The following is a 24,200-nucleotide window of genomic DNA, read 5'->3' as shown; positions in this document are numbered from 1 at the left end:
CGGTGCAATTGTTGGTTATCAGGCGGACAAATATTATTTCCAGAGCCGCTATGATAGTCTGGCAGATACCCTGGGGAGGGCTCGGATGGAAACCGCCCGAGGAGAGGAAGATGCAGTCACGGTAGAAAACTTACGCGGAGGCGAGACAGCGGCTTCCTGGTACAGTACGGAACGTCAGAAGGTTGGTATTCAGGCAACGGATTTAACCCGGTTGGTCGGTATTTATTTGGCGGAAGCAAATCAAGTGCTGGGCCGCCAGGCAGATACCAGCATGGAAGCACTCCGGCTTACATTGGATCGGGAATTAGAGAAAGGTGCCGAACCAAGCTTGGCTGCTTTGATGCGGATTTTGTCAACCTTGGAAGGTGTTGAACAAGGGAGCGTCGCGGCAGTTCTGCGTGAAATGGCCAAACAGGGGACGGAACTTGATGGGACAGTACACGCATTACTTTTCAATGGTGTTATGGCAAGTTTGATCACGGGCGAGGTTACAGCTGTTCCGGGTTCTGCAAGGCGCAATGTTGAAAGTGTTGCAGCGGTTGCAGACCAGACGGTCCACCTTATGTCCATGCCGGTGGCTTTCAATGAGCAACTGAGTGCTGTTCGTACCGCGATTCGGGCACTGCGCAGCAGGCCGGAAGCAGATGGTCTGGTCAGCCGGCTTGAAATGATTGAAAAGGCAATTGCCGAGGTGACGGTGGTGAGTGCCGGTCAAATGGGGCAATTGGGTCCGGTTACCGGGCTTCAGTTGAAAGCTGAAATCGCGCGGCTTGCCAAGATTGAGAAAACCGCGGTATTTGAAATCGGCGAAGATCTCTCACGGAAAATGCATGGGGTTGTGAACGGAAATGTAGAATCAGCCACAGTCGATGGCATCGCGTTGGCCGCCCCGCTTGTTTATGAGGTGGCACTGCCGATTGGTCAGCGTGTTTCCGATTTTAACCTCACCGGCAAGACGTTGCCAACCCAAGTGCAGGCAGTGCAGTATCAAGGAGCGGTTGAGGCGGTGATGGAAATCCCACAGGCCCGCAGCAGTTTGTTCCTGGGTTTGAGCCGCATCACCAGCTCGCGGCGTATTCATCAAATGGCGATGCAGCAAAATCCAATGGGGTATTTTGAGATGGTTGTCAATCGTATGGGAATTACCCATTCGAATTTAAATAATCTTCTGAGTCAGCCGGATAGCCCGGTTGTGCAGGCTTATTTGCGATATGTTGAGCGTCCTGTCAGCCGGACACGGGAGCGCAACTTTGTTAAATCAATGCTGCGGGTTTTGAAGGTAGAAGGGCGTACAATCAAAACGGAGGCGGATCAGGCTGGTTTTGAAGTATCCATCGCAGCGTTTAATGACCTGGTTGGTCAGATGCATGCTTTGGCACCGCGTCTGGAATTGGGTGTTTGGGAGGATACGGCTCAGCCAAATGTGGTTGGGAAGCCTATCTTTGTTCCAGGCGTTTTGATACAGATTGGCGGCAAGGGTGCTTTGGGTGCCTATTACGATATTTTGCATACTGTGCCTGCAAGAATTGATGAAAATAGTCTTGAAAAACAGCGTCGTAAGCTGTTCCGCAGCGCCACCGTTGCGGCATAATATCCTTTGAAAACAAAGGGAAAAAGGAAGGGCCACTGGCCCTTCCTTTTTTTTATATAATTTTTATTTTTTTGTAATAAATATGTAGAAAAACCAGTCTAATATTAATACTCTATTTATCAAAGAAATCATGCGTTTTTATCACCAAGTACAATAAAAAAAATTGATTGCTTTGACAAAAATAGAATAGGTGCGTTAGTATATTGCCTACTATTTACCAAGGAGGAGGGTTTAAAAGCGTATGAAGAAGAGATATGTATTAGAGAAATATAAGTTTACCATTACCTTAATTTTTGTGACAAGCTGTCTCGCACTGTTTATGGCTGGATGTGGTCAGAAACAGGATATGTATTCTGTTGATAAAAAGACCCAGTTTGTAGAAACACAATTTGATTCGAATGAGCAGAAGACCAATCTACTGGCGAAGTATGTTGAACATTTTGAAAAAAACCAGGCTGGGGACTTTGACAAAACCGGTCAACCGGCGGGATGGTGGGATGAAAGCAATGACGGGAAAAATAATGCTGAAATTGAAGTGACCGGAACGGGCGCTGCCTATATTACCAAGGTCAGTGAAGAAACCTGGGGAAAAGTTTTATCCGATCAATTGATCGTTGATCTGAATGCAACGAATACCATGCGGGTTGTGATTAATAAAATAGATAAAAATACCGGATTCAAAATTATGGTGCAACAGCCGGATCAGGCGGAAATCCAGATTTCTGAAACCGGGGATGGTGCCGGTGTGCATGTCTACAATTTAGCTGAGAAAACCGGTTGGAGTGGTGTCACCACGTTTGCAATTATCTTAATTGTTGAGGCGGAGATAAACGGTGTCGGGACTTTGGTGGATGAAATTTGGATTACGGAAGCGATTAATAATGAAGCCTATTTTTGCGATTTTCATAATAAGGCAGGCAAGCCCGGCGGCTGGTGGGACGCATCCGATGACAAGAACAACAACGCAACGATTAAAAGCAATGGCAAAGGATCAGCGGAAGTAGTCAAAGCCGGCGCAGATGTCTGGGGTAAAGTGCTTTCCGACCGTTTGACCATGGATTTGGATATTTACGGAACATTAAGTGTGGTGGTGAATCGGGTTGCAGAAGAAACCGGATTCAAATTAATGATTCAGGAAGCCGGCACTGCCGAGGCGATGACATTGTCAGAAAACGGAAGTGGAGCAGGTGTGTATCAATATGATATTCGAAAGAAAACCGGATGGAGCGGGGAGAAAACTTTTACAATTACGCTGGTTGTTGAGGCTACTCAGAACAAAACAGGAACGCTTATTGACTTAGTTCGGATTGATGAAGTTGGTTTTTGAAAATGTGCAAAAAAGTAAAAAATACTGGCTGAAAACACTTTAAAAATAGGGATATTTTTATTTGTAGGTAAAAAAATTGTAAAAACATCAAAATTGCTTTGAATTGAAACGTATGATATAATTGACTTCTAGAACAAAGGATTCTTTTGGATGGAATAAAAAAAATGATTTTTTTTGAAATAAAAGCTTACCTCACCTAGTCTAATTAGAAGAAGAATTATGCGAAGATTATTTTCGTATTTTTTTCCGTGAAAATGCTTTGTTATTGTTGCATGATGCAATGAAAAATAGGCTCCTCTTGGTTATGTGTGATTTTGTTCGGAGACTCTCAGGCTAGTTTAAGATACATCGTATTTTTAAACCGAGGGGAAACAAAGTATCACTGAAAGGAGGGATGTGAAAAATAACTTGCAAGATACTCGTTTACAATCGAGTACGCTACCTACCATAAAAAGCTTCAAATACAAGCAGGACCAAAAAAACGTGAGGTGAATATTTATGAAAAAGTTTCTTCTTTTAGCATGTGCAGTTGTTTTGGTTGCTGGCATGGCATCATCGAGTTTTGCAGCAACAACTCAGACTTTTAATATTACAGTTACTTTTAATGCAGTTGATATTGATCTTTCAGTTACAGGTACACCGTTGGCAACTTGGGGCGATGTTGGAGCAAGTCAAAATATTTTCTCGAACAACGCAGCTGGTGAAATTCGTCATACCATTACACAAAATGGTTATTTGAAGATTGATTTTAATGTCTCTGCTACCTGTGCAACTGGCTGGACCATGTTGCAAACTGGTATCGGTGTAGCAACTGCTGACAATGAATGCAGATTGGCTGGTATTTTCACCGAAGCTGTTGAAACCGGTGTGCCTTCACGTTTCCTCGCGTTAACCGATTTCAACGATGATGATGTCATCAGCAATGTTCTCGTGACCCCAACAGTAGCTTCAACCTCTACTTTGGGTCGTAATACCGGTAATCTTCCTGCACCGGATGATTCCGAAGCTCTTAAAGGCTACAGTGTTCCAGATGCACCTGGTGGATTTACCACCCGTAGTATCCGTTACATGCTTCAGACACCTCTGACTGTTAGTGGTACTGGTGTCAATGAGCAGACCATTGTTATCACAATTGGTGCACAATTAGCAGCATAAGAAGTTTTTGAGTAAGGGAGATGTCCAGGAAGCTATCTTAGTTTTTTGGGCATCTCCCATTTTTTAAAAAAATATATATAAAGCGGAGAACTATTCTATGGCAATCCAGTCCAAACACCAGAAAGTATCATTTATCGTTATCTTTTCTCTGTTGATCGTTTTTTCAGGAAGAGCGATCGCCGAAACTCAGCAAAAACCCGCCGCTGAAGTAAAAAGCGGTTTGAAAACAAATTATTCAAAAATAAATATTTCGAATTTACCTATCGGCCAGACTATAAGTATGACTGAAGTTGCCAATGCACCCATGATAGTGGGAAATAATTATAATGTTCCAGTTTATGTTGAGGTTCGTACTGAGTCGCCTAAAAAACCAAGAGATGGCTATGCTGTGATTCCGGATCCAGCTTGGATTGTGGTTGAACCCAACGGGCTTACTGTGGGTGCGAATTCATCAATGCAAGTAGATGTGAAGGTCAGTATTCCAGATGATGAAAAATTATACGGCAATAAATATGTTTGTAAAATGGTTGTTCATACTGGTGGTGATCCCAATCAAAAAAATCTGCGTTTTGGAGCTCAAGTTGCAGGATTTTTTATGTTTTCAATTGCACCCGGAAGAAATGATGAAGCACTTGCAGCAGCATTGAAAAATCCTGCAGATGCTGCCTACGCAATAGAGCCGCCCGTGGTTGTATTGCTGGATGCCAAACCCGGCCAAAAAATTGACCTTCGGGCGCCAGGGAAAAAAAAGATTGAATTAATCAATAATTCGAAGAAAACTCAGAAATATTTTCTTTATTCCGTCAATCCAAATGATACGCAATATCAACTGCTGGATAAAAGTCGATTTGCGGGAAAAGTCGAAGACGTTTCTATTCGACATGATCAGATAAAGCTTGGTTCTGGGAAGAAAAAAGCTTTGGACATTACCATTCAAGTTCCCAAAGATGTTGAAATGCTTGAAGAAGCATTGACATATATGGTTTCTATTACCAGCGGTACTAAAGAAGGCGTGGTTCGTTATCTGGTGATTTATCTTGGTGGCCCAGCTCAGAAACAAAATGATACTGAAGTTAAAGAGGTTACTGGTCCCACCAGACTAGTGACACCAGAGTCCGAACCAGAAAAAAAATAGAAGTGGGAGGTTTGAACCCTGTTGGATAGTTTTTATAAAGGGGAAATATAGTGATTCGGACAGGTTTAAGATATTACCGACGATTTGTGTTTAGGACGACGGTAATTGCGTTAATGGTTTTTGTTTTAGCACAGAGTGGCGCAGCTCAGGTTCACTTTGAACCGGATGTTCTGGCCATGCAGGTTAAATCCGGAAAAAAGTCAGTATCTTATATCGTTTTGACTAATGATGCTGATGTGACAAAAAAAATAGTGCTCTCTCTCGAATACCGGCGTACAGGCGTCAAGTCGAAACCTATTGAAACCTGGGCTGAAATTATTCCGCGTGAACTGGAATTGAAGAAGGGGCGGAAGAAGAAAATTAAGGTTGTTTTAAAGGGTAAGGAGGAATCCGCACGGAAGGAATGTGTGCTGGCGTTGTTTGCAGGCGAGCGAAGAGATGGCAGAGTTCCTTTGGATATACGGGTGGGAATGCCGGTCTTTGTTCGCTGGAATGGGGAGAAACGGGCCGAGGGGACAGATCGAACCGGGTGCTGACTCGAAAATCGAAATATTGGTGAAGAATACCGGCGTTTTACACATTGCACCCTATGGGATTGCTTGGGTCGAAGGGACTTCAGGAGAAAGGGTCTGGCAGATTGAACTTCGTCCGGATCAACCGATATTTCCGGGAGAAACAAAACCCATTGTTTGGCAGGGGCAATATCCGAAAATGGAAGTCAGACAAGCAAAACTGGGGATTCAATTATTTTGGGGAACATTGTACGGTCTGGAGAAAGTAGGCATACCCAAGAGTGAGATTGTTCGAGCGCCACTGAAAATTATCCGGTCTTCGAAATGAATGAGGTTTTGTAAATGATGAAAAGAAGTATGCGGATCACAGGGATGATTAGTTTTTTATTGATCGCGAGCTTCAATCAATCGTTCGCATCGTACCTAAATGTAGATATATTGGGGACCACCACCTGCGCAACCCTGACAAATCTTAATCTGGGGGCATATAACGCACCGCCGGAATTGTCAATCATGCCCTTTTATTTCAGGGTGTCCTTTCCTCCAAATAATAATACCAATTGGGGTATTGAATTGTATTCCAACATACAGCCGCGCTTATCCACGCAACCTTCGGATGGTATTTACCGCGGACTAAGAGGTGTGGTTGATGTAGACAATCGCGTCCCGTTTTATTGGCAAGTCTATCCCTATGATCTCAATGTTTGTGCTTCCTACGGGACACCTCAATCAGTAACCGCTACGGCAGGAGGACTGGGCTTTTATACCAATACGCTGCGTTATTGGAGTGAAGTGTATGATATTTCAGATGTGGATCGTATACCAACGTGGGATAATGATCGCAATAATCGGGTGGTTGTTTCAGTTGACGGCTTGGGGAATTACCCCGCGCTTGATCGGGCAAACACGAATCCGCCTATCTATCTCTATTTTGCCGGTGATCTGAGAAATATAAATAGTCAGCAATACATCGGCCAGCTAAGAATGGATTTATTTGTTTATCCGTTTAATTATAATACCGGCTGCTATGTCACTCCCAACCCTGTGAAACCGGCACTTGGGCAAAGGGCTTATTTTAATTTTTATACCAATTCATCGGACTCGAATATAACCATAAAAATATTTGATCCTACCGGATTTCCTGTTGTGACATTGCGTAATACCCGTTATTGGGATTGCAGGAATTCAAATTATCAATATGTGGAAGGCGGGCTGTACCTATATCAAATTGAAGTGGAAGGGCACCGTATCTCCGGGACGCTGGTGGTTATCAAGTGATGAAACAAACAGTGGCTTATAGACGGATATTCATGCCGGGTCTGTTGGGATTCCTGGTCTGGTTGGCAATCGCAACGGGTGGGTATGCCTACTTTTTTGATTACGGCGTGGGTGTGAGGCCGACCGGTATGGGGCAGGCTTTTGTAGCGGTGGCGGATGATGCCAATGCGGTGAACTACAATCCTGCCGGCTTGGCAACGCTGGAACGCTATGAACTGACCATGATGCTTTCCAGCCTGTTTACCGGATTTGAAGGACGATTGTATAACGGAGCTCGTGATGCTCTGGGATATAGTTATGTGGGGGTTGCTGTGCCGGTTGATCCTGAAATCGGCTACTTTGGTGCATCCTGGACGCAGTTTGGATCCTATTTCTATCATGAGAATACGTTCAATGTTGGCTATGCCAGAACGCTTACTTATAAAACCGAGACCATGCATGTGGGTGCCAATTTAAAGATTCTGAATTGGTCTGTTCAGGGAAATGATTATACCGAACCGCTCTCGAAAACCGCTTTTACCGCTGATATTGCAGCGCTGTATCCTTTGCCAAAGAATTTTGTCGCAGGTTTGTGTATTGAAAATATTATTCCGGCCAATGTCGGGCTTACCACCTATGAAGAGGTACCGCGTAATTTTAGGCTTGGCGCATCCTGGTCACAGGATCTCAAACCTTTGGGAGCGGTGATTGACAATGTTTTGGTTTCGTTTGAACTGGTCAATCGGAGCTATATGCAGAATAAAAACACTGTCCGCTTTGGGGCGGAGAGCTGGTTTTTTGATGGTATTGCCGCCGCACGGATGGGTGTGAACTCAACCGAGTTTACCATCAGTCTGAGCGGGAAGCATCTGCTTAGGGAATTGAATGATGTTCTTTTGCAGGTGGACTATTCCTTTTCTCTGCCTTTTTACATCCAGGACACTTATGGAAGTCACCGGGTGGCTCTGACGGCAAGTTTGCCTCAACCCAAAGGAAGTAAGATGGAACGAGCCGAGAAGGCGCTGGCAGAAGCGCTGAAAGAAGAAACTGAAGAGAATATGGCTGGTATGAAAGATCAGGAACTCTTGGAATCACGCAAGCAGGAAGAGGCTGAACTGGCTGCTATGGTGGCTAAACTCCGGGCTGAAATTTTGGCAGTGCGGGAACAGATAAAAGGGATTGATGTAAAAATTGAATCCGGCGAACTGCCGCGCGTTCAGTTTGAAGCGGGGAAAAGCGTTTTGAAAAGAATATCCTTACGGACTTTAAACGAGATGGGGATGGTGTTGGAGAAATATCCTCAGGTCAAAGTGCGTCTTGAAGGGCATACGGATTCGAATGGAAAAAAAGCTGATAATCTTAGACTCTCGCAGGACAGGGTTGAAGTTGTTCGGGAATACCTTGTCTCGCTATACAAGTTGAAAGCCACCAATCTTATTCCCGTAGGGTATGGAGAAACCCAACCCATCGCGAGCAACAAAACGCCAAAAGGAAGAGCGAAGAACCGGCGTGTTGAGGTGCATGTACTTGTACCTGCCGGTTTAGCAGCGACAAGTCAAACCCAGACGGCGCCGGATGACAAATCACCGGAAGCGACGATTGGTAAAAAAGATATTGTTCAGTATGAAGAAATTGAACAACTTCGGGAAAAATTAAAAGTCTATGAAATGCAAATGAGCACGGATGAAGTAGAGGAACTTTTTAAACAGCAGCACAAAAATAACGGGAATGGTGCTAAACAAGAAGTGGATAAGCCGGAAGGTGCAGTAAAGCCGGCGGACATGAATAAATAACGTACTTTTTTTGATAAAATCGTCTAAGCGTAAAATTTTGTCTCAGAATATGCAAAAATGATTTAAATAAAACGATTTTTTAAATAGGACCTGCCAAGGAATTCTTGTACATCCGGGTTTCGATAAATCTATGAATCATGCTTTTTTTATGGTAAATTTAGTGGGGAAGTTGATATGTTGATGAGAGTTTGCAAAACAGTCGGGATCGCCACTCTGCTTTTGCTGGCCAATTATTTTATGGTTTCAGCAGCCTATCTTACAGTCGATGCACTCAGTTTGACCGAAGCAGCTCATTCGTTTGGGGGAGCTGTTTCAGTGCGCATGGCTGTGCCTTATTCTTTAGAACTTATGCCGTTTTATCTCCGGATTGATTACCCAGCCAACAATAATTCCAATTGGGGAATAGAATTATATACCAATAATCAATCGCTCTTAGGCGGGTCAACGACCTCGGATGGCTTGTACCGTGGTTTGCGGGGGATGGTCAATGTGGATCATTCGGTTCCGCTCTATTGGCAGGTCTATAATCATGATTTGAACGTTGCGAGCACCTATGGGACACCTGTTTCAATAACCTCGACAGTGGGGGAACTGGGATTTTATACAAATACATTGCGCTATTGGGGAATCGTCTACGATGTATCCGATACCGACCGGGTGAGCACATGGAATGAGGACAGGGATTTATTGCGCACAGTTGTTTCAGTTGATGGGATGGGAAACTATCCTGTTGCGGAGAGGCAGGCGGCAACCAATCAGGTGTATGTCTATTTTGGGGGGGATATTCGCGCCACACCCTCGGAAGACTATCAGGGGTTGTTGACACTTGATTTGTTTTTATATCCTTTTGATTATAATACGGGTTGTTATGCAACTCCCAATCCTATGCGGCCGGTTTTGGGTGAACGTGCCTTTTTTAATTTTTATACCAATGATCCTAATGCGGAAATTAAAATAAAAATATTTGACACGACCGGGTTTCCGGTGGTGACCTTGAACAATACCCGTTATTGGGACGGACGAAATTCAAACTATCAGTATGTGGAAGGCGGACTGTATCTTTATCAGATTGAAGTGGAAGGGCATTTAATTTCCGGCACGGTGGTCGTAATCAAATGATGCGGCTTGGATTTTTTAATCGGCGCGGGAGGGCAATTGCGTTTGTATTTGCGGTATTCTTGCTTGCGAAGAGCGGTGCGGCCTATTTTTTAGATTATAATATTGGTGTGCGTCCCACCGGACTGGGAGGGGCGTTCGTAGCAGTGGCGGATGATGCCAATACCATGAACTGGAATCCGGCCGGTTTGGCCATTGCCGATAGATATGAAGTTACCACGATGTTTGCCGGTTTGTTTGCGGGATTTGAGGGAAGACTTTATACCGGTGCACGCGATCAGTTGGGATATAATTATGTAGCCGTGATGATTCCGGTTGATCCGACGATTGGCTATTTTGGTGCTTCCTGGGCGCATTTAAACTCATATTTTTATTTTGAAAATACGTTTAATGTTGGATACGCCAGGACGCTGAATTTATGGAATCAATCAATTCATTTAGGCACGACGCTGAAGATTTTGAATTGGTCGTCGGAAGCAACTGATTATGCGCCGGCATTTTCTAAAACGGGGTTTACCGCGGATTTTGGTGTGCTTTATCCTCTGCCGAAAAAATTTGTAGTCGGGCTGAATCTTGAAAATTTTATTCCGACAGATGTTGGTGTGACCATTTATGAGGAAGTGCCGCGGAACTTTAGAATCGGACTTTCCTGGCAACAGGATTTGCAACCCCTGAATGCGGTTATTGAGAATGTTCTGCTTTCGGTTGAAGTCGTGAACCGGAGCTATATGCAGAATAAAAACACGGTCCGGTTTGGCGTGGAAAGTTGGTTTTTTGACGGATTGGCCGCCGCACGAACCGGTGTCAATTCGCAGGAATTCACCTTTAGTTTGAGCGGGTGTTATATATTTGAACAATTAAACAATACGCAGTTACAACTCGACTACTCATTTTCTCTGCCGTTTTATATTCAGAAGACGTTTGGTTCTCACAGGCTGTCTTTGACCGCCAGCTGGGAGAAGCTGGGCAGCGGCAAGGAAAAAGCCGATCGGGCTGAAAAGGAATTGCTCAAAGCCCTGGCCGATGAAGATGTGGAAAATCTGGCAAAAATGCGTGATGAGCAATTGAAACAATCTCGTGCCCAGGATGAAGCCAAGGTGCGGGAAATGGAAAGAAAATTACGGAGTGAAATTATTGCGGCGCGCGAGGCCTTGGCACGGATTGAGGATGATATTAAATCCAACGCTTTGCCGGCAATTAAATTTAAAGACAGGAAGAGTGTTTTAAAAGGAAATATAGCAAAGACGCTTGATCAAATCGGCGCTGTTATGAAGAAGCATTCGCTGGTAAAATTTCGGTTGTTCGGACATTCAGGATCTTTGGGTAAACCGGCAGAGGATATTCGGTTATCCCAGGCGCGTGTTAGGACTGTGCGGGAATACTTGGTGGCGAAGTTTGGTCTCAATCCCAAAAATATTATTATGGTAGGATATGGCAGTACACATCCACTGGTAGGCAATGATACCCCTGCGGGACGGGAAATAAATCAACGGATTGAAGTCCGGGCTTTAATACCGGCGGGAATGGTGTTTGCGCAACCTGATTTGGATATGCGGAAATTTGAGGGCGAGATAACTGAAAAAGAACCCATCAAACCTGAGGATATTGTTCAATATGAAGAATTGGATGAATTGAAGGAAAAACTGGAAGTCTATGAAATGCAGATGGATCAGGATGAGGTGGAGGAGCTGTTCAAACAACAACATCAAGAAAGAAGATGATCAACAATTTTTTCGATGTGACTTTTTACAGTGGTTGCTTCCTGGTTGCAGCATAAAGTTAGTGATAAAAAACATGCCTATTTAGACAATTTATGGTAAATAGGATGGGTTTAAAATGAATGTTTTAAAGAAATAAATCCATAGTATGGAAATAGGAGCGGTTAAAAGTAGTGATGTTGCGGAATGTTTGGAAAAAAATAATTAAAATTGTTGTGGGATTCTGTTGCGTGATGGGAATTTTCGGAAATGTATTTGCATCATCGGTTACCGAAATTTGGCAATCGGCTGTTCAGGCACATTTGTCCAAAAATTATGCCAAAAGTATCCGCGTTTTGGAAACTTATTTAATCCGGGTGGACGACCCGGCAAAAATAGAGGCTGCGCGGTTTTTTTTAGCTGAAAATTATCGTTTTCAGGGACAGGGTGCACAAGCATTGTTGCTTTATCAAAAGTTAGCAGATAAGGCGGCCAAGGGGCCGTTGAAAATCAGCGCCCAATATCGAATCGCCGAGTTGGCGTATAACCGCGGTCACTATAAAGAGGCGGTGGATATATTCAACCGTTTGGCCAATGATGCGCGGGCAGAGTTTCTTTTTCCTCAGATCCCGCTTGCACAGGTGAAAACCAATCTGAAATTGCAGCGTAGAAATCAGGCGCAAAAGGTTTTTGATGAATTGGTCGGAAAATTTCCGCGTTCCTTACTTGATCCCGAAATAAAGTTTCTTTATGGCATCATGAAAGAATACCAGAGGAAACATATTGATGCTTTGAAAATTTATGAAGAACTGGGTGAAAATCCTTTGGCACGTCTTTTTACCGGTTCGATTTATGAATCTCAGGGACGTTTTTTAGAGGCGGTGGAATCTTACAATAAGGTTTTAGATATTGCGGAAATTAAGTCGCATCGTGAAATGGCCAATTACTTTAAAATTCGTGCTTTTTATAAATCAGGTGATTTTTTGTCTGCAGAAAGTCTTTGCTCTAATTTTTTAACTATTTATCCGAAAAGCGAATTTCGTTCCAAAGCGGTTTTGCTGCATCTTTTGATTTCATTGGCGCAAGCCCAATTTGAAGATGTTATGAAAAATTACTCCCGTTATACAACCGCATTGGCGTCGCTTAATCCGAAAGATCAATCTTTGTTGAAATATGTTTTGGCGGAAGCGGCGTTGAATCTCGATCGTTTTTCCGAAGCGATTGACCGCTATTTGGAAGCGTTGCCGCAATCGGATGCGAATCGTGCGGAGATTTTGCTGAAAATTGCGTATGCTTATCTGGCGGTTTCAAATGGAGAAGATGCTTACAAACAGATCAACGCTTACTTCAGAACCGCAAAAAAAATTGAACCTTTTGCTTATTTGGTGCTAATGCGCGCCAATTTAGAAACCCGACGAGAGCAGGGAGCTTTTCGGGCGGTACAAACGTTGGCGCGTACCAAAAGTCCGCAGATTCAACTGGGTCTATACTATTTGGCTGAATATTATATGGTGAAAGGCAAATCGCGGAAATTGGTCACACAATGGCCCTTGCTGGAAAATATTTTACAAAAGGAAAACGTCCAGGTTGAGTACCGTGAAGTGGCAGCTTGGGCACGCCTGTTGGTGGCGGATGCTTATTATCAGGAAAAAAAATATTCGCTGTCGCGCGACTATTATCAACAAGCCTTGATAATTCATCCGCGAGGGCGTATCGAAATGTTTGTTTACGCCGGATTGACCTGGTGCAACTTTGAATTGCAAAATTATAAGGGCGTTCGGAAGAGAAGTGAAAAATTATTTGTAATGAAAAATTTACCGCAGGATTTGATTATGGAAATATCACTCTTGCAGGCTCACGCATATTTTAATCTGCAAGAGTATGACCGGTCCATTCAGGCATACCGGAAATGGATCGACACGGCGCCCAAACATCCCGATATTCCGCGTGTGCAATTTCAAATTGGCTGGGCGTATTATTTGAACAAGGCTTACCTGGATGCAGTCGAGACATGGATGGCTATGGCGGATGAATTTTCTGATGCGCCGGAAACACAAGAAGCGCTTTTTTGGGTGGCGGACACCTATTTTCAGGCCGGAGAGAATAGACGGGCACGGAAAATTTATCAGTCGCTTTTAAAAAAATATCCTGAATCACCCGAATGCAAGTCATTTGCTCTGCGTATTGCCCAGACGTATTACAATGAGCAAAAGGATAAGGAATCCATCCGCCGTTTTACTGCAGTGATGGTGGATTATCCGGATACGACCGAGGCGAAAGAGGCGGGAAACGGCATCGAGGCGGCTTCTTACCGTATCACGGATATGATGGACACCATTCCGGCATTTCGTGAGTTTATTTCTAAATTTTCGGAAAGCAATTTGGCGGAAGATATTCAATATCGTATTGGTGAGGCATACTATTTAAAAGAAAAATATAAATTGAGTTTGTCGGAATTTCTCCAGTTTGTCCTGATATACACCAAAAGCCCGCGAACACCCAATGCACAATATTATATTTCGGTTTGTCAGGAGCAATTAGGGAATGTCCGGGAAAGTGTGTTGCAGGCGGAAGCGTTTGTGAAAAATTACCCCCAACATGAACTGGCGCCTGAAATGATGTTTAGGTTGGCGTCCGGGGAATTCCAGTTGGAAAAATTTTCCGAGGCGGCACAACATTTTGTGGAATGCGCTGAAAATTATGCGTTGAAAGAATATCAACCGCGTGCTTGGTATAATGCCGCGGTTACGTATGAAAAAATTGAAATGCCGGATCAAGCACTGACGTATTACGAAAAGCTGGTCAAGCACTATCCGGATGATCCCAATGCAACGGTTGGTTTTTCCAGAATGGTCATGATGAATGCATTGCAGCGAAACTACGAGGGTGTCGAGGCAACGCTGGTGTTGATGGAAGCGAAGAAAGATAAAGCCTTGCTGCAAAAAACCTGGCTGGGACTGGCCGTGTTGTATAAGGAACAGGATGAGCCGGGACGGTATGAGGAAATTCTTCTGCGCATTATGCGGGAGGGACTGCCTAAGACCAGAGAATATTCCATGGCGCTGGTAGAACTGGCTTCGATGTACGAAGGTGAAAAAAAATGGCAAGCTGCACTTGAAGTCTATCAACGGTTGGCCAAAAACACCCTGGAACCTAAATGGCGGGATGCAGCCGGCAAGCGGATCAAACTATTGAGCCGGATTATCAAAAGTGAACAGAGGTAAGGTGTGAAAAAAAGTATTGTTTTTCTTTTTATGCTGGTAAGCATGCTGGGTGGGTTTCGCACACTTGTTTTTGCTCAAGTGACGTCTACGGCCAAAGAATTTTTGGCGGAAGGAAAAAATCGCGCCAAAGTCGAGGTTGAGCGGCGGGTCTATGCGGATAAACTTGAGGCAGCTTTTTTGATGAATACCCTGGCTAAAAAGGGGCGCGATTTAAAACTACCGACAGAACCAAACTATCTTTATCAAAAAATTGATCCTGTTCCATTGCAATCGTATAAAGTTTATACCCCCTGGCTCAATTATTTTAAGCACTCCATTGTATTTGTTATTGGTCATTTGGATCCCAAGCGCCTCAAGATCGCACGGTGGTCGGTTAGTTTGTTTGATCAGACAGGCAAAGAAGTAAAGACATTTGCCGGTGTGGGGCATCCGCCTTCTGCATTTAACTGGAACGGTCGCGGGAAAAATTTTGAGCCGGTTGCTGTGGGCAAGGGATATGTCCCGGAAATCACCCTGGTTGATTATTATGGTGCCCAAGTGAGTCTGCCCCAGAAAATTCTTTATCTTGATCAATTTATATGGGAAACATCCCGGCTGATGCGGGCGGGAGCCTTGCAGGCAAGTGTGTTTCAACCGCGTCGATCCAGGTTTTCAAAAAAAGGCGAGGTCATTATGCAGGAACTCTCAAATCTGGTAAACCAGCATGATACGGTTATTCTCGATATTGAATGCTGTGGGAGGGAAATTGATCTTGCCACGGAACGGGCCAATGCGCTGAAAAAATATTTTTCCAAGGAAAATTTGCGGCTTAAAAAAATTCGTATTAAAAGTGTATCGTTGTCCGGGGAAAATATTTTTTATATTTCGGCCATAAAACTTGGTGCGCAATAGAAATACTCTAGGATCTCGCTGAGCGTGTTTCTGTTGCGGAAAATTTATTCTGTTATGGGCAACAATGCGGAATGCCGCACTGGGGAGTTAGCGTTGGCCGTCTAAGTTCTTTGCCTTCAAACAGTGATGGAAGAAACCCATCACTGCAGCACTCGCGCGATAAAAGCTGTGAATGCCGGTGGAAAAATGACGGTTTCGATGGTAGGATAATTAAAAATAATCGGGAATATCATGGTATATACAGGATATAGCCTTTTTATATCTGAAAAATTTATCAAGGAGAAGAAATTATGAATGATGTACAATGGTTTGAATTATTAAAGTCCAGCCCGACGTTAATTGTGCTTTTAATTTGTTCGATTATTTCGGTTATTTTTATTCTCGAACGGGGGATTTATTACCTGCTTAATCTTCCCAATACGGATAAATTCAACAAGGCGCTTAAACCGATTATTGAGAAAAAGGATATTCCTGCTGCATTGGCATACTGTAAAAAGCATCGCGGCCCGATGCCCCGGGTATTATATGCGACCATTGAACATTCCAAGGAATCATTGGAAAGTTTGACCAGCCTTCTTTCCAGTTTGATTAAGAAAGAAGAAGTGCTATTGGAGCGTTTTTTGGGTATTTTGGGAACCTTGGGTAATACTGCGCCATTTATCGGTCTGCTGGGGACTGTTATTGGTATTATTAAAGCATTTCAATCTCTTTCCGCTGCGGGTTCCGGCGGTCCCAATGTGGTTGCGGCGGGGATTGCAGAGGCGTTGATTGCCACGGCTGCGGGCTTAATTGTGGCGATTCCGGCGGTCATTTTCTTTAACTACTATGTTTCCCGTGTACGGCAAACCATAACAGATATTGAAGCATCTGTAGAACAGGTTCTGTTTTATATAAAGAAATAGGCGGATACCCATTATGATGCAGAACACTAAAAAACCGATTGTTACCATCAATTTAACACCTTTGGTGGATGTTAGTTTGGTTTTGGTCGTTATTTTTATGGCGACAGCTCCGATGTTTTTACAGAGTGGTATTATTGTGACTTCAAGTGAAAAAAAAATGACAACGGAAATTAAGCAAAAGAAAAAGAGTGAAAAAAGTAAAAATATTGTTATTAAATTAGCCGCAGACAAACTCTGGTTGAATCAGCATCAAGTAACGGAAGAAGAATTGCCTGCGTTGCTGAAACGGATGTTGGTGGAATCGGAAAATAGACGCGTGGTTGTCAATCCCGACCGGGATGTCAAACATGGCATGGTAATCCGGATTATGGATTTGGCCAAACAATCCGGAGCAGGGAATTTAATTATTTTGGGGAAATCAAAAAAGAAAACCGGTGAGCGGAAGTAATCCGGAAAAGCACCTTGGAGGACGAGGCAGCATGCTTAAAAGCAAAATGCGCAGCGAAAATTCTCAAACAATTATAGCTGAAATTAATGTGGCGCCACTGGTGGACGTTTGTTTGGTTTTGGTCATTATTTTTATGGTGACCACAACGGCTTTTTTAGAACCTCCCTTTGATATCGCATTACCTGAAGCGCATACTGCCGAGCAGACAAAGGAAGAAAATATTTTTGTGGCAGTAAGCCCGGAAGGTTTTTTGGCGGTGAATGAGAGTCAGATTGAAAAAAAGGATTTTCCTGATTTTATTCGGAAAAAAATACAAAAAAGCAGGCATAAGTTGATAATTATCCGTGCGGATGAGAATGCGGATAGTGGTGCTGTTATTGATGTAATGACCGTTGTTAAAAAAGCCGGGGCCAGACGTATTACCTTTGGTACCGAAGAAATCGTGGAGTAGACGCATGTTTTTAGACCGTATTAGCCCCCGTATTCAGGTCACAGTGTTTGTCTCCTTCGGTGTTCATCTTGTCCTGTTTAGCATGTTTGGCTCCAAAAAATTCAGTGAAGCTCCCAAGCGCCTCAAGTTAACTGAAGTGGAATTTCAGGAAGAAATTGAAAAACCGACACAGATGCAAAAATTGATGAGTAAAATTGCCGCACCGCCGAAGCCGCCGGTGAAAGAGGAAGTATTTTCGATTGATGAAGCATTGGAAGAATTGGAAAAGTCATCTTTTCAAAAAGTTGTAGGAATAAAAGAACGCAGTCCGAAAGAAGATGTTTCTGAGATGGATTTAACCAGCTTGGCGGCGTTGCCGAAATTTGATTTGGCCGGTCAACCACCGGCACCCGCCATCAAGAGGATACAACCCAAGCATATTGCATTGGTGCGTTCGAGACCTTCGGCGATACAAGCATTGGAATCAAAGGTCGTGCCATTAGATGAATTGCCACCGGCGGATTTTGGTCCTGCGATCAGCAAACGGAATTTTCAGCAGCCGGAAATGATTATCAAGCAAGTTAAGGCGGAACGTCGCCGGAAAACAAAAATTGACAGAGGGAAACAATTAAGTATGGGACGTCGTACTTATATTACCGGCGCGGCTGCCAAACGCCAAATAATACACGAAGAACAACCGCGCGTACCGCGTTGGTTGGAAGAAAAGGGGATTGAGGCCAAAGTTGTCATTCGATTTGTCGTTAACCCGGATGGAGAGGTAGGAGATAAAATATTTGTGGAAAAGACTTCGGGTTACGCTGAATTGGATCGGTTGGCGATTAATGCGTTGAAGAAATATATATTCGTTCCTTTGCCGCTGACTGCCAAGCAGGCAGAACAGTCCGGGACGATTGTGATAAGGTTCACATTGCGTTGAGTATTGTTTTTTTGAGATAGAATGAAATATTTTCGGGGGTTTCGGTGTCCAATAATGTAGACAATCGGATCATCAAATTTGAGAAAAGAAAAGGGTTTTAATAGCATCAGGCAACGGAAAAGGAGGTATTTTTATTGACTTATCAGTTTGTATCAGCTAAAATTTAATTTTCCGGTTTTACTTATAGAAGAGGGTTTACCTCTTAAAAAAATAGAAAAGGAGTGATCAAAAGATGAAAGTACTCAAAATTTTACTTGTAGCGACATTTGCCATTAGTCTTTCGGCATTAGTCCAAGCCAAAGTTCTTTGGAGCAATGATTTTTCAGGCTGGCGTGATCAATCAACCAATCCGGGTTTCGATGCAAATATGAAAGTAGACACTGAAAAAAAAATTGGTACCATTACAACCCCTGAAGATACAAGTTATGGAAAAATTATGTCTGCTGAAGAAGGGATTGAAATTGAAGTCACTGAGGATACGATATTTGAAATAGACATCAAAGAGGATATCCCGGAAGGTGCACTTAAAATCAACCTTATGTCAAACACAGAACCTTATGACACACATGAGATTATACCTGCAACTGATAAAAAAGGTATTCAACGCGTGAAGATTGCCGAGAAAACGCCTTGGAGGGGAAAACATGGGTTTTGGATATCCATTTGGCTTGAAGGATTTGGAAGGACTGCCATGGTGTCGGATATCAAAATTACCGATGGCAAGCTGGCAGAAAAGAAAGTCGTGAAAAAGAAAAAGACCGCTAAAAAGAAAAGAGTATACCGTAAGAAAAAGAAAAAATAATTTTTTATAACCTGAATGTTGCAGGGAGCCTCTTCCGGGACCAGGAAGAGACTCCCTGTTTTTTCAAGAATATTTTTTAACCGTTTGGACATTTTTTGACATGGGCTTTTTAGTAAGGCCTTTTTCATTACGGTTTGTGAATTTACATATCAGAAAATTACTTTTTTTAGTGCGATTCCTCCCTGTCAATAGCAGTCATAAGCTTAAAAAAAGATGAAGTGTTTTAAAAAAGGGGAATGCTGTATGGCTTCAAAAAAAATAATTTATATTATTCTCCCGGTGATTATTATTGCTTTATTGATAATTTTTTCTTCTGCATTATTTCCGCTCACTTTTTTTTCAGGTAAGGTCACAAAAAAAATCGATATTCCAGGCAGTATTTATAGCGATTCTTTCGAAGGTTGGCGGGACAATACAACTGATCCGGGATTCAATACCTGGATTCAATTGAAACGTTGCCGCTTGAAAGTATCGACACGTCATCAGGATTACGGGAAAACCATGTCCAAATCAGAACCCATACCCCTTGATATTTCTCCTAAAACTGAGATGGTGGTTGATGTTGTAAGTATTGATCCCGGTGCGATTGCCACCATCCGAATTATGAATGCCTACGAACCTTATGATTCCTATCAGGTGGCGCGTGTGCTTAATAAAAACGGTAAATATAAAGTCAATCTACATAAACGGACAGGCTGGACAGGAGCGTATAATATTTGGCTGGAAGTCTGGCTCGAGGGCAAACGAAAAACAGTGACATTTAATGATATTTATTTTATGGACGAAAATGCTGTTGCCAAACAAAAAAAACAGGCAGCGTTAAAAAAATATGTGACCAAGAAATTCACGCCTGTTCCACAAAATTCTCTGTTTTTTGAAGATTTTCGGAAAGGTGTGCAAGGGTGGCGGACCGGGGAAACGGATCCCGGGTTTAATAGTGAGATTAGCTTTGAAAATGGTAAGCCGCGTCTTAAATTGAAAATGAGTACGAGTAGCGGGAAGATCATGTCAGCAGCGAAAGGAATTCGGGCGCAGATCACTCCTTCGACGGAATTTGAAATAGTCGTGGGTGATATGGGAACGGCCCGTATCAAAGTTGATTTGATGACAGCCAATGCACCTTTTGATAGTCATTCCATCATGCAGTGGATATCCCAACCAGGTCATTATCGATCCAATATTTTTGAGATGACCCAATGGCAGGGCAATAAAGTTTTTTGGATTCAAATTTGGATCGAAACAACCACCAATCCTCAGACTGAGCAGGGGATTGTTATAAAAAAGATTGTAATAAGAGATGGGAGTTTAGTATCTAATAATAAAGAGGATGTAAAAATTATTAATTAATTTTTGGGGGAATCATGAAACGTGCACTGGTGTTTTTAACATTCATCACGGTTTTATTAATTACAAGCACAACTTCTGCAGTCGCAATTCAGGATTTTTACCAATCCAATTTCAAAGGTTGGCGGGATGATTCGACGGACTCGGGGTTTAATTGCACGTTTAAGCGTTCCGGCAAAGCTGCTGTTATCACAGTGAAGTCAGGGGCACAGTTCGGGAAGGTATTGAGTCCTCAAACACCCATCATTATGAATGTAACCCCCGGCCTGATCCTTCAGGTTGTGGTGGATGAAATTGATGAGTCAAGTGCTTTGAGTGTTGAAGTTGTCAGCGCAGGTCCGCCCTACGATGGCCATAAAATACTAAGCGGTATTACCGAACCGGGAAGATACAATGCCAGTATTGGAACAGGTGCGAAGTGGAGTGGGGAAAAAAGTTTTTGGATAGCGTTTTGGGCGGAAGGCAGCGGGAAAAAAGTAGTGGTTGGGAAATTACGTATTGGTGAAAATATTGCCAAAGTCGGCAGTTCGAAGACAAAATCTGAGGGAAAGACCAAAACACTAAAAACCATATCTGCTTCTGTGAAACAAAGTGGGAAAACTGCTGCGACTGATACAGAAGTGGATGCCAGGAAATATCAGGTGGACTTCCGGAATATGGATAATTATAAATATTTTGAGGATTGGTCAAAAGGACGGAATGGATGGCGGGATGGAACGACGCATAAAGGAATGAATACAATTGCAACTGTGAAAAAAGGCGGGCGTGTTCATTTGTCATTGCAAAAGAAAACCAATTATGGGAAATTTTCATCTCCGGAAAAACCCATTATGGTTGATTTTCGAAAACATCCGTTTTTAGAAATTGAGCTGGAGCGGGAGCTGGAAGTCGGGCGCGTCAAGGTGCAATTGGTCCAAGCTAGAAATCAGGATAATTTCCGCGTGGTTATTCCCAAATTTACCCGCCGTGGTGTTTATATTGCCAATATTCCAGAGGTTGCCGGTTGGCGGAAAAAAGAGGCGTTTTTCATTGATATCTGGCTGGAAGGTGCCGGGACTGAAATTCATTTGAGGTCAATAGGGTTTTCTAAGAAAATGAGCGTTTTGCAGGGAATTATGACGCCGATTCAATCGGTGGATGCAGCGGAATTAGCGCCTTCGAAATCGAGCGATATTCTGAAAGTATCGGGTGTGGCGGATCAGATTTATCGTGGTCAGTGGTTGGAAGGTGTTGCGGCAAAGCCAAACTGGGGTGAACTTGACCGGTATGGAAAAAAGTTAATTGATATTGGGTTTTCTGAAATTACGCAAAAGCTTTATATTATGGCTGCCATTCATCCAGCGGAAGGTCTCGATATCTATAGTAATCTTGGATATGATTTTGTGAATGAATACGATGGTGTTGTCTGGGAGGATATTTATGGTGGGACAGTTAAAGCAAAAATGAGCTTTTTGTTGGTTAAATATTTTGATTTTTATGCAGGCGATGTTTCTCAGATCGGGTCTGTGTATGATCCTCTATTTACAGATCTGACCTTTAAAAAATCCTCGCCCTTCCGGGGTTTTCTGTGGAAACCTCAAGTGGGTGATTTTAATTTTAAATTATTTGGGACACGCATGTATACAGACACTTCGCAATTTAAAGAAAATGTCTTCATGACGGGAATTCGTGCAAGTAATTATTTTTCAATTGCACCTGGCAGTATTCGTGTTGGATTGAATGCGGTTAATCTTTCCCGGAGTAATGGCGAAATTGATAAAAATATTTTTCAAGGAAAAATTGATGCCAGCGAATATCAGACTTTTGCACCATCTATTTATATCAAAATTCAGAATAATAGTGAACATCATATGTTCTATAGTGGGATTCATACGAACACCTTGGCGATTTCTGCTGATGAAAATATTGCTGTGAATTTAGATCCGAACGCGGGCGGGACTAATTATATTTATGATAAGAATAAAACTTTTTTCAACGACAATGATCCTACAAATTTAGTCCAGGTTATTTACTCCGGGGGGTATATCATTTATAGGATTCCATTGACTCACAACGGGGAGTTGGTTGATCCTAATAGTCTGGGTTCGATTGTTGTTGATGTTGAAGGTGGTGCCTATGAAGCGGAAACGGGTGTTTATCGGGGAACGCTTGATATCAGTATTTCATCCAATACTTCTGATTGGATTTCGCTTACACAAGAGCCTTGGGTTGCTCGTCTGCCTGAAGATGACCATACTTATGCTGATTATTCCAGTTCGGTTGTTCTGGGAGATGGTTCGGAAGAATTGAGCGCGTTGCGAGATGGCGAATTTGATTCTACAGAAGAAACAATTGCTCGTTCTGTACTGAGTGTTGACCTCAGTGGTCAGTTATTTGGCGTGAATATTGATGCCGAATATGCGGCTTCTTTGGCACACAATCAGACGTTCCGCAGTGAACATACAACGCGCCAAGCGAATGCTTTTTTTGTCAAAATGTCCAAGGGGTTTTCGGGGGCATTGATAAAGGCTGCGTATTTTCAAGTTATGCCGGAGTATGACACATCATTACTCACCTACAATACTGTTGATGATAATGATAATCAGGCAGTCTTGAACGATAGTCATGCTGACAAATCGGGTGTGGTGTTTAATGATTATTCCAATCGCGGGTATCCGGATAAAGAATATGTCACAGGGCTTTATGTGCCGGAAGATTATCTTTTGCATGAAAAAGATGACCGTAATCATAATGGTATTTTAGATAGCAGGGAAAATGATCATGAACCGGATTATACCTACCGTCGCGATCAAAGGGGGTATGATCTTTCCGCAACATTACCACTAGGACTTTTTGATGGGTTTATTATATCGGATTTGGAATTGGAGCTGCGCGCTACAAATATTGAACGGATTTCCAATGGTGATGTCAATACGACCATTGACGGTGTTATCAATTATATCAACGATGATATTGAGAATTTGAGAATTAAATTTGGGATTTATGCAGGTGCGATTAAGGATCGGATTTCGGACCAGTATAAATTGTATACATCAGCAGATGAAGAAATTCCAATAGTTGTACAATATACGAATGATGTTATTGTGTCACCTGAATTGCTGGTGACCTATGACGCACCGTGGGGTCTGAAAGCGAGCGTACAAAACCGGTACCGGTACAACCAATCATACGGCACAGCGCTTACGGAACATAAAGGGCATGAAGCTTCGGTGGATTTACGCTATAAACACTATGTGATGGGTGGGTTTTCCATGACACCGATTTATAAAGGGCGTTTTAATGCGGTTCAGGCTAATCCGGATTCACCAATTCATAATACTTACTATGTTGCCAATGAAGTCGTGAGCTTTAACGAAATTCGGGATATTCCCATTTTTCATGGTTTTTATTTAAAAAACAGTTATCCGATTATGGATGAATACGTACTGGCAGTGGATATAGGGCGTGAATTGGATTTTCATGCAGAGCGGGGTATGCCGGATAAAATTTATGACCGTCTGGCAGTCGGGCTTTTACGCGATCTGCCGCGAGGATTTTTGCGTATCCATTGGGAATTGAATAAGGCATATTTTCCATATGCCAATGGTGAAAATTGGGGACAGAGTGCTTTCTGGGCCCAATTCACCATAACATTTTAGG

The 24,200-nt window shown here is 42.9% G+C and carries 19 protein-coding genes; all 19 read left to right on the top strand.

Annotated elements, in window-relative coordinates:
• Window positions 1-1,591, top strand: a 1,591-nt coding sequence (locus K8S19_12500) for a hypothetical protein (protein MCD4814496.1), incomplete at its 5' end; no start/stop codon positions are given.
• Window positions 1,592-1,832: 241 nt separating this feature from the next.
• On the top strand, window positions 1,833-2,918 hold the full coding sequence (locus K8S19_12495; GenBank protein MCD4814495.1) for a hypothetical protein: 1,086 nt from the start codon (window positions 1,833-1,835) through the stop codon (window positions 2,916-2,918).
• 498 nt (window positions 2,919-3,416) lie between these two features.
• A complete protein-coding gene (locus K8S19_12490; protein MCD4814494.1) occupies window positions 3,417-4,073 on the top strand; it encodes a hypothetical protein in 657 nt (218 codons plus the stop codon).
• Between the two features lie 97 nt (window positions 4,074-4,170).
• Complete coding sequence (locus K8S19_12485; GenBank protein MCD4814493.1) at window positions 4,171-5,208, top strand: hypothetical protein; 1,038 nt, start codon at window positions 4,171-4,173, stop codon at window positions 5,206-5,208.
• Between the two features lie 50 nt (window positions 5,209-5,258).
• Complete coding sequence (locus K8S19_12480; protein ID MCD4814492.1) at window positions 5,259-5,744, top strand: hypothetical protein; 486 nt, start codon at window positions 5,259-5,261, stop codon at window positions 5,742-5,744.
• Complete coding sequence (locus K8S19_12475) at window positions 5,689-6,048, top strand: hypothetical protein (protein ID MCD4814491.1); 360 nt, start codon at window positions 5,689-5,691, stop codon at window positions 6,046-6,048. Before K8S19_12480 ends, K8S19_12475 begins: the two co-directional genes overlap by 56 nt.
• A gap of 14 nt (window positions 6,049-6,062) precedes the next feature.
• Entirely contained in the window at window positions 6,063-6,998 is a 936-nt protein-coding gene (locus K8S19_12470) for a hypothetical protein (protein MCD4814490.1), read from the top strand.
• Entirely contained in the window at window positions 6,995-8,770 is a 1,776-nt protein-coding gene (locus K8S19_12465; protein ID MCD4814489.1) for an OmpA family protein, read from the top strand. The genes K8S19_12470 and K8S19_12465 overlap by 4 nt, the downstream gene beginning before the upstream one ends.
• A 180-nt stretch (window positions 8,771-8,950) precedes the next feature.
• Window positions 8,951-9,889, top strand: coding sequence for a hypothetical protein (locus K8S19_12460; GenBank protein ID MCD4814488.1), 939 nt, complete (start codon window positions 8,951-8,953; stop codon window positions 9,887-9,889).
• Complete coding sequence (locus tag K8S19_12455) at window positions 9,886-11,607, top strand: OmpA family protein (protein ID MCD4814487.1); 1,722 nt, start codon at window positions 9,886-9,888, stop codon at window positions 11,605-11,607. The genes K8S19_12460 and K8S19_12455 overlap by 4 nt, the downstream gene beginning before the upstream one ends.
• A gap of 170 nt (window positions 11,608-11,777) precedes the next feature.
• Window positions 11,778-14,807, top strand: coding sequence for a tetratricopeptide repeat protein (locus tag K8S19_12450; protein ID MCD4814486.1), 3,030 nt, complete (start codon window positions 11,778-11,780; stop codon window positions 14,805-14,807).
• A gap of 3 nt (window positions 14,808-14,810) precedes the next feature.
• The gene (locus K8S19_12445; protein ID MCD4814485.1) at window positions 14,811-15,698 is read left to right on the top strand and encodes a hypothetical protein; all 888 of its coding nucleotides are present in this window, start codon (window positions 14,811-14,813) and stop codon (window positions 15,696-15,698) included.
• Between the two features lie 290 nt (window positions 15,699-15,988).
• On the top strand, window positions 15,989-16,600 hold the full coding sequence (locus K8S19_12440) for a MotA/TolQ/ExbB proton channel family protein (GenBank protein MCD4814484.1): 612 nt from the start codon (window positions 15,989-15,991) through the stop codon (window positions 16,598-16,600).
• 13 nt (window positions 16,601-16,613) lie between these two features.
• Window positions 16,614-17,048 carry a biopolymer transporter ExbD gene (locus K8S19_12435; GenBank protein ID MCD4814483.1) on the top strand — a complete coding sequence of 145 codons (435 nt, stop codon included), beginning with the start codon at window positions 16,614-16,616 and terminating at the stop codon, window positions 17,046-17,048.
• Between the two features lie 31 nt (window positions 17,049-17,079).
• Complete coding sequence (locus K8S19_12430) at window positions 17,080-17,499, top strand: biopolymer transporter ExbD (protein MCD4814482.1); 420 nt, start codon at window positions 17,080-17,082, stop codon at window positions 17,497-17,499.
• Window positions 17,500-17,503: 4 nt separating this feature from the next.
• Entirely contained in the window at window positions 17,504-18,415 is a 912-nt protein-coding gene (locus K8S19_12425; protein MCD4814481.1) for an energy transducer TonB, read from the top strand.
• A 232-nt stretch (window positions 18,416-18,647) separates the two neighbouring features.
• The gene (locus tag K8S19_12420; protein MCD4814480.1) at window positions 18,648-19,217 is read left to right on the top strand and encodes a hypothetical protein; all 570 of its coding nucleotides are present in this window, start codon (window positions 18,648-18,650) and stop codon (window positions 19,215-19,217) included.
• A gap of 243 nt (window positions 19,218-19,460) precedes the next feature.
• A complete protein-coding gene (locus K8S19_12415) occupies window positions 19,461-20,564 on the top strand; it encodes a hypothetical protein (GenBank protein ID MCD4814479.1) in 1,104 nt (367 codons plus the stop codon).
• 14 nt (window positions 20,565-20,578) lie between these two features.
• Complete coding sequence (locus K8S19_12410; protein ID MCD4814478.1) at window positions 20,579-24,199, top strand: hypothetical protein; 3,621 nt, start codon at window positions 20,579-20,581, stop codon at window positions 24,197-24,199.
• Window position 24,200 lies beyond the last annotated feature (1 nt).

Source organism: bacterium (assembly GCA_021108215.1).
Classification (GTDB): Bacteria; Oederibacteriota; JAAXVQ01; order JAAXVQ01; family JAUVAV01; genus JAIORK01.
Note: the sequence above shows the minus strand (reverse complement) of the source record. Positions and strands in the feature narration are given on the sequence as shown.

Excerpts from the sequence above, each read along its gene's own strand:
- K8S19_12410 (MCD4814478.1), top strand. The coding sequence starts at position 20,579 with ATGAAACGTGCACTGGTGTTTTTAACATTCATCACGGTTTTATTAATT.
- K8S19_12470 (MCD4814490.1), top strand. The coding sequence starts at position 6,063 with ATGATGAAAAGAAGTATGCGGATCACAGGGATGATTAGTTTTTTATTG.
- K8S19_12455 (MCD4814487.1), top strand. The coding sequence starts at position 9,886 with ATGATGCGGCTTGGATTTTTTAATCGGCGCGGGAGGGCAATTGCGTTT.
- K8S19_12420 (MCD4814480.1), top strand. The coding sequence starts at position 18,648 with ATGAAAGTACTCAAAATTTTACTTGTAGCGACATTTGCCATTAGTCTT.
- K8S19_12495 (MCD4814495.1), top strand. The coding sequence starts at position 1,833 with ATGAAGAAGAGATATGTATTAGAGAAATATAAGTTTACCATTACCTTA.
- K8S19_12435 (MCD4814483.1), top strand. The coding sequence starts at position 16,614 with ATGATGCAGAACACTAAAAAACCGATTGTTACCATCAATTTAACACCT.
- K8S19_12430 (MCD4814482.1), top strand. The coding sequence starts at position 17,080 with ATGCTTAAAAGCAAAATGCGCAGCGAAAATTCTCAAACAATTATAGCT.
- K8S19_12490 (MCD4814494.1), top strand. The coding sequence starts at position 3,417 with ATGAAAAAGTTTCTTCTTTTAGCATGTGCAGTTGTTTTGGTTGCTGGC.
- K8S19_12460 (MCD4814488.1), top strand. The coding sequence starts at position 8,951 with ATGAGAGTTTGCAAAACAGTCGGGATCGCCACTCTGCTTTTGCTGGCC.
- K8S19_12415 (MCD4814479.1), top strand. The coding sequence starts at position 19,461 with ATGGCTTCAAAAAAAATAATTTATATTATTCTCCCGGTGATTATTATT.
- K8S19_12485 (MCD4814493.1), top strand. The coding sequence starts at position 4,171 with ATGGCAATCCAGTCCAAACACCAGAAAGTATCATTTATCGTTATCTTT.
- K8S19_12425 (MCD4814481.1), top strand. The coding sequence starts at position 17,504 with ATGTTTTTAGACCGTATTAGCCCCCGTATTCAGGTCACAGTGTTTGTC.
- K8S19_12440 (MCD4814484.1), top strand. The coding sequence starts at position 15,989 with ATGAATGATGTACAATGGTTTGAATTATTAAAGTCCAGCCCGACGTTA.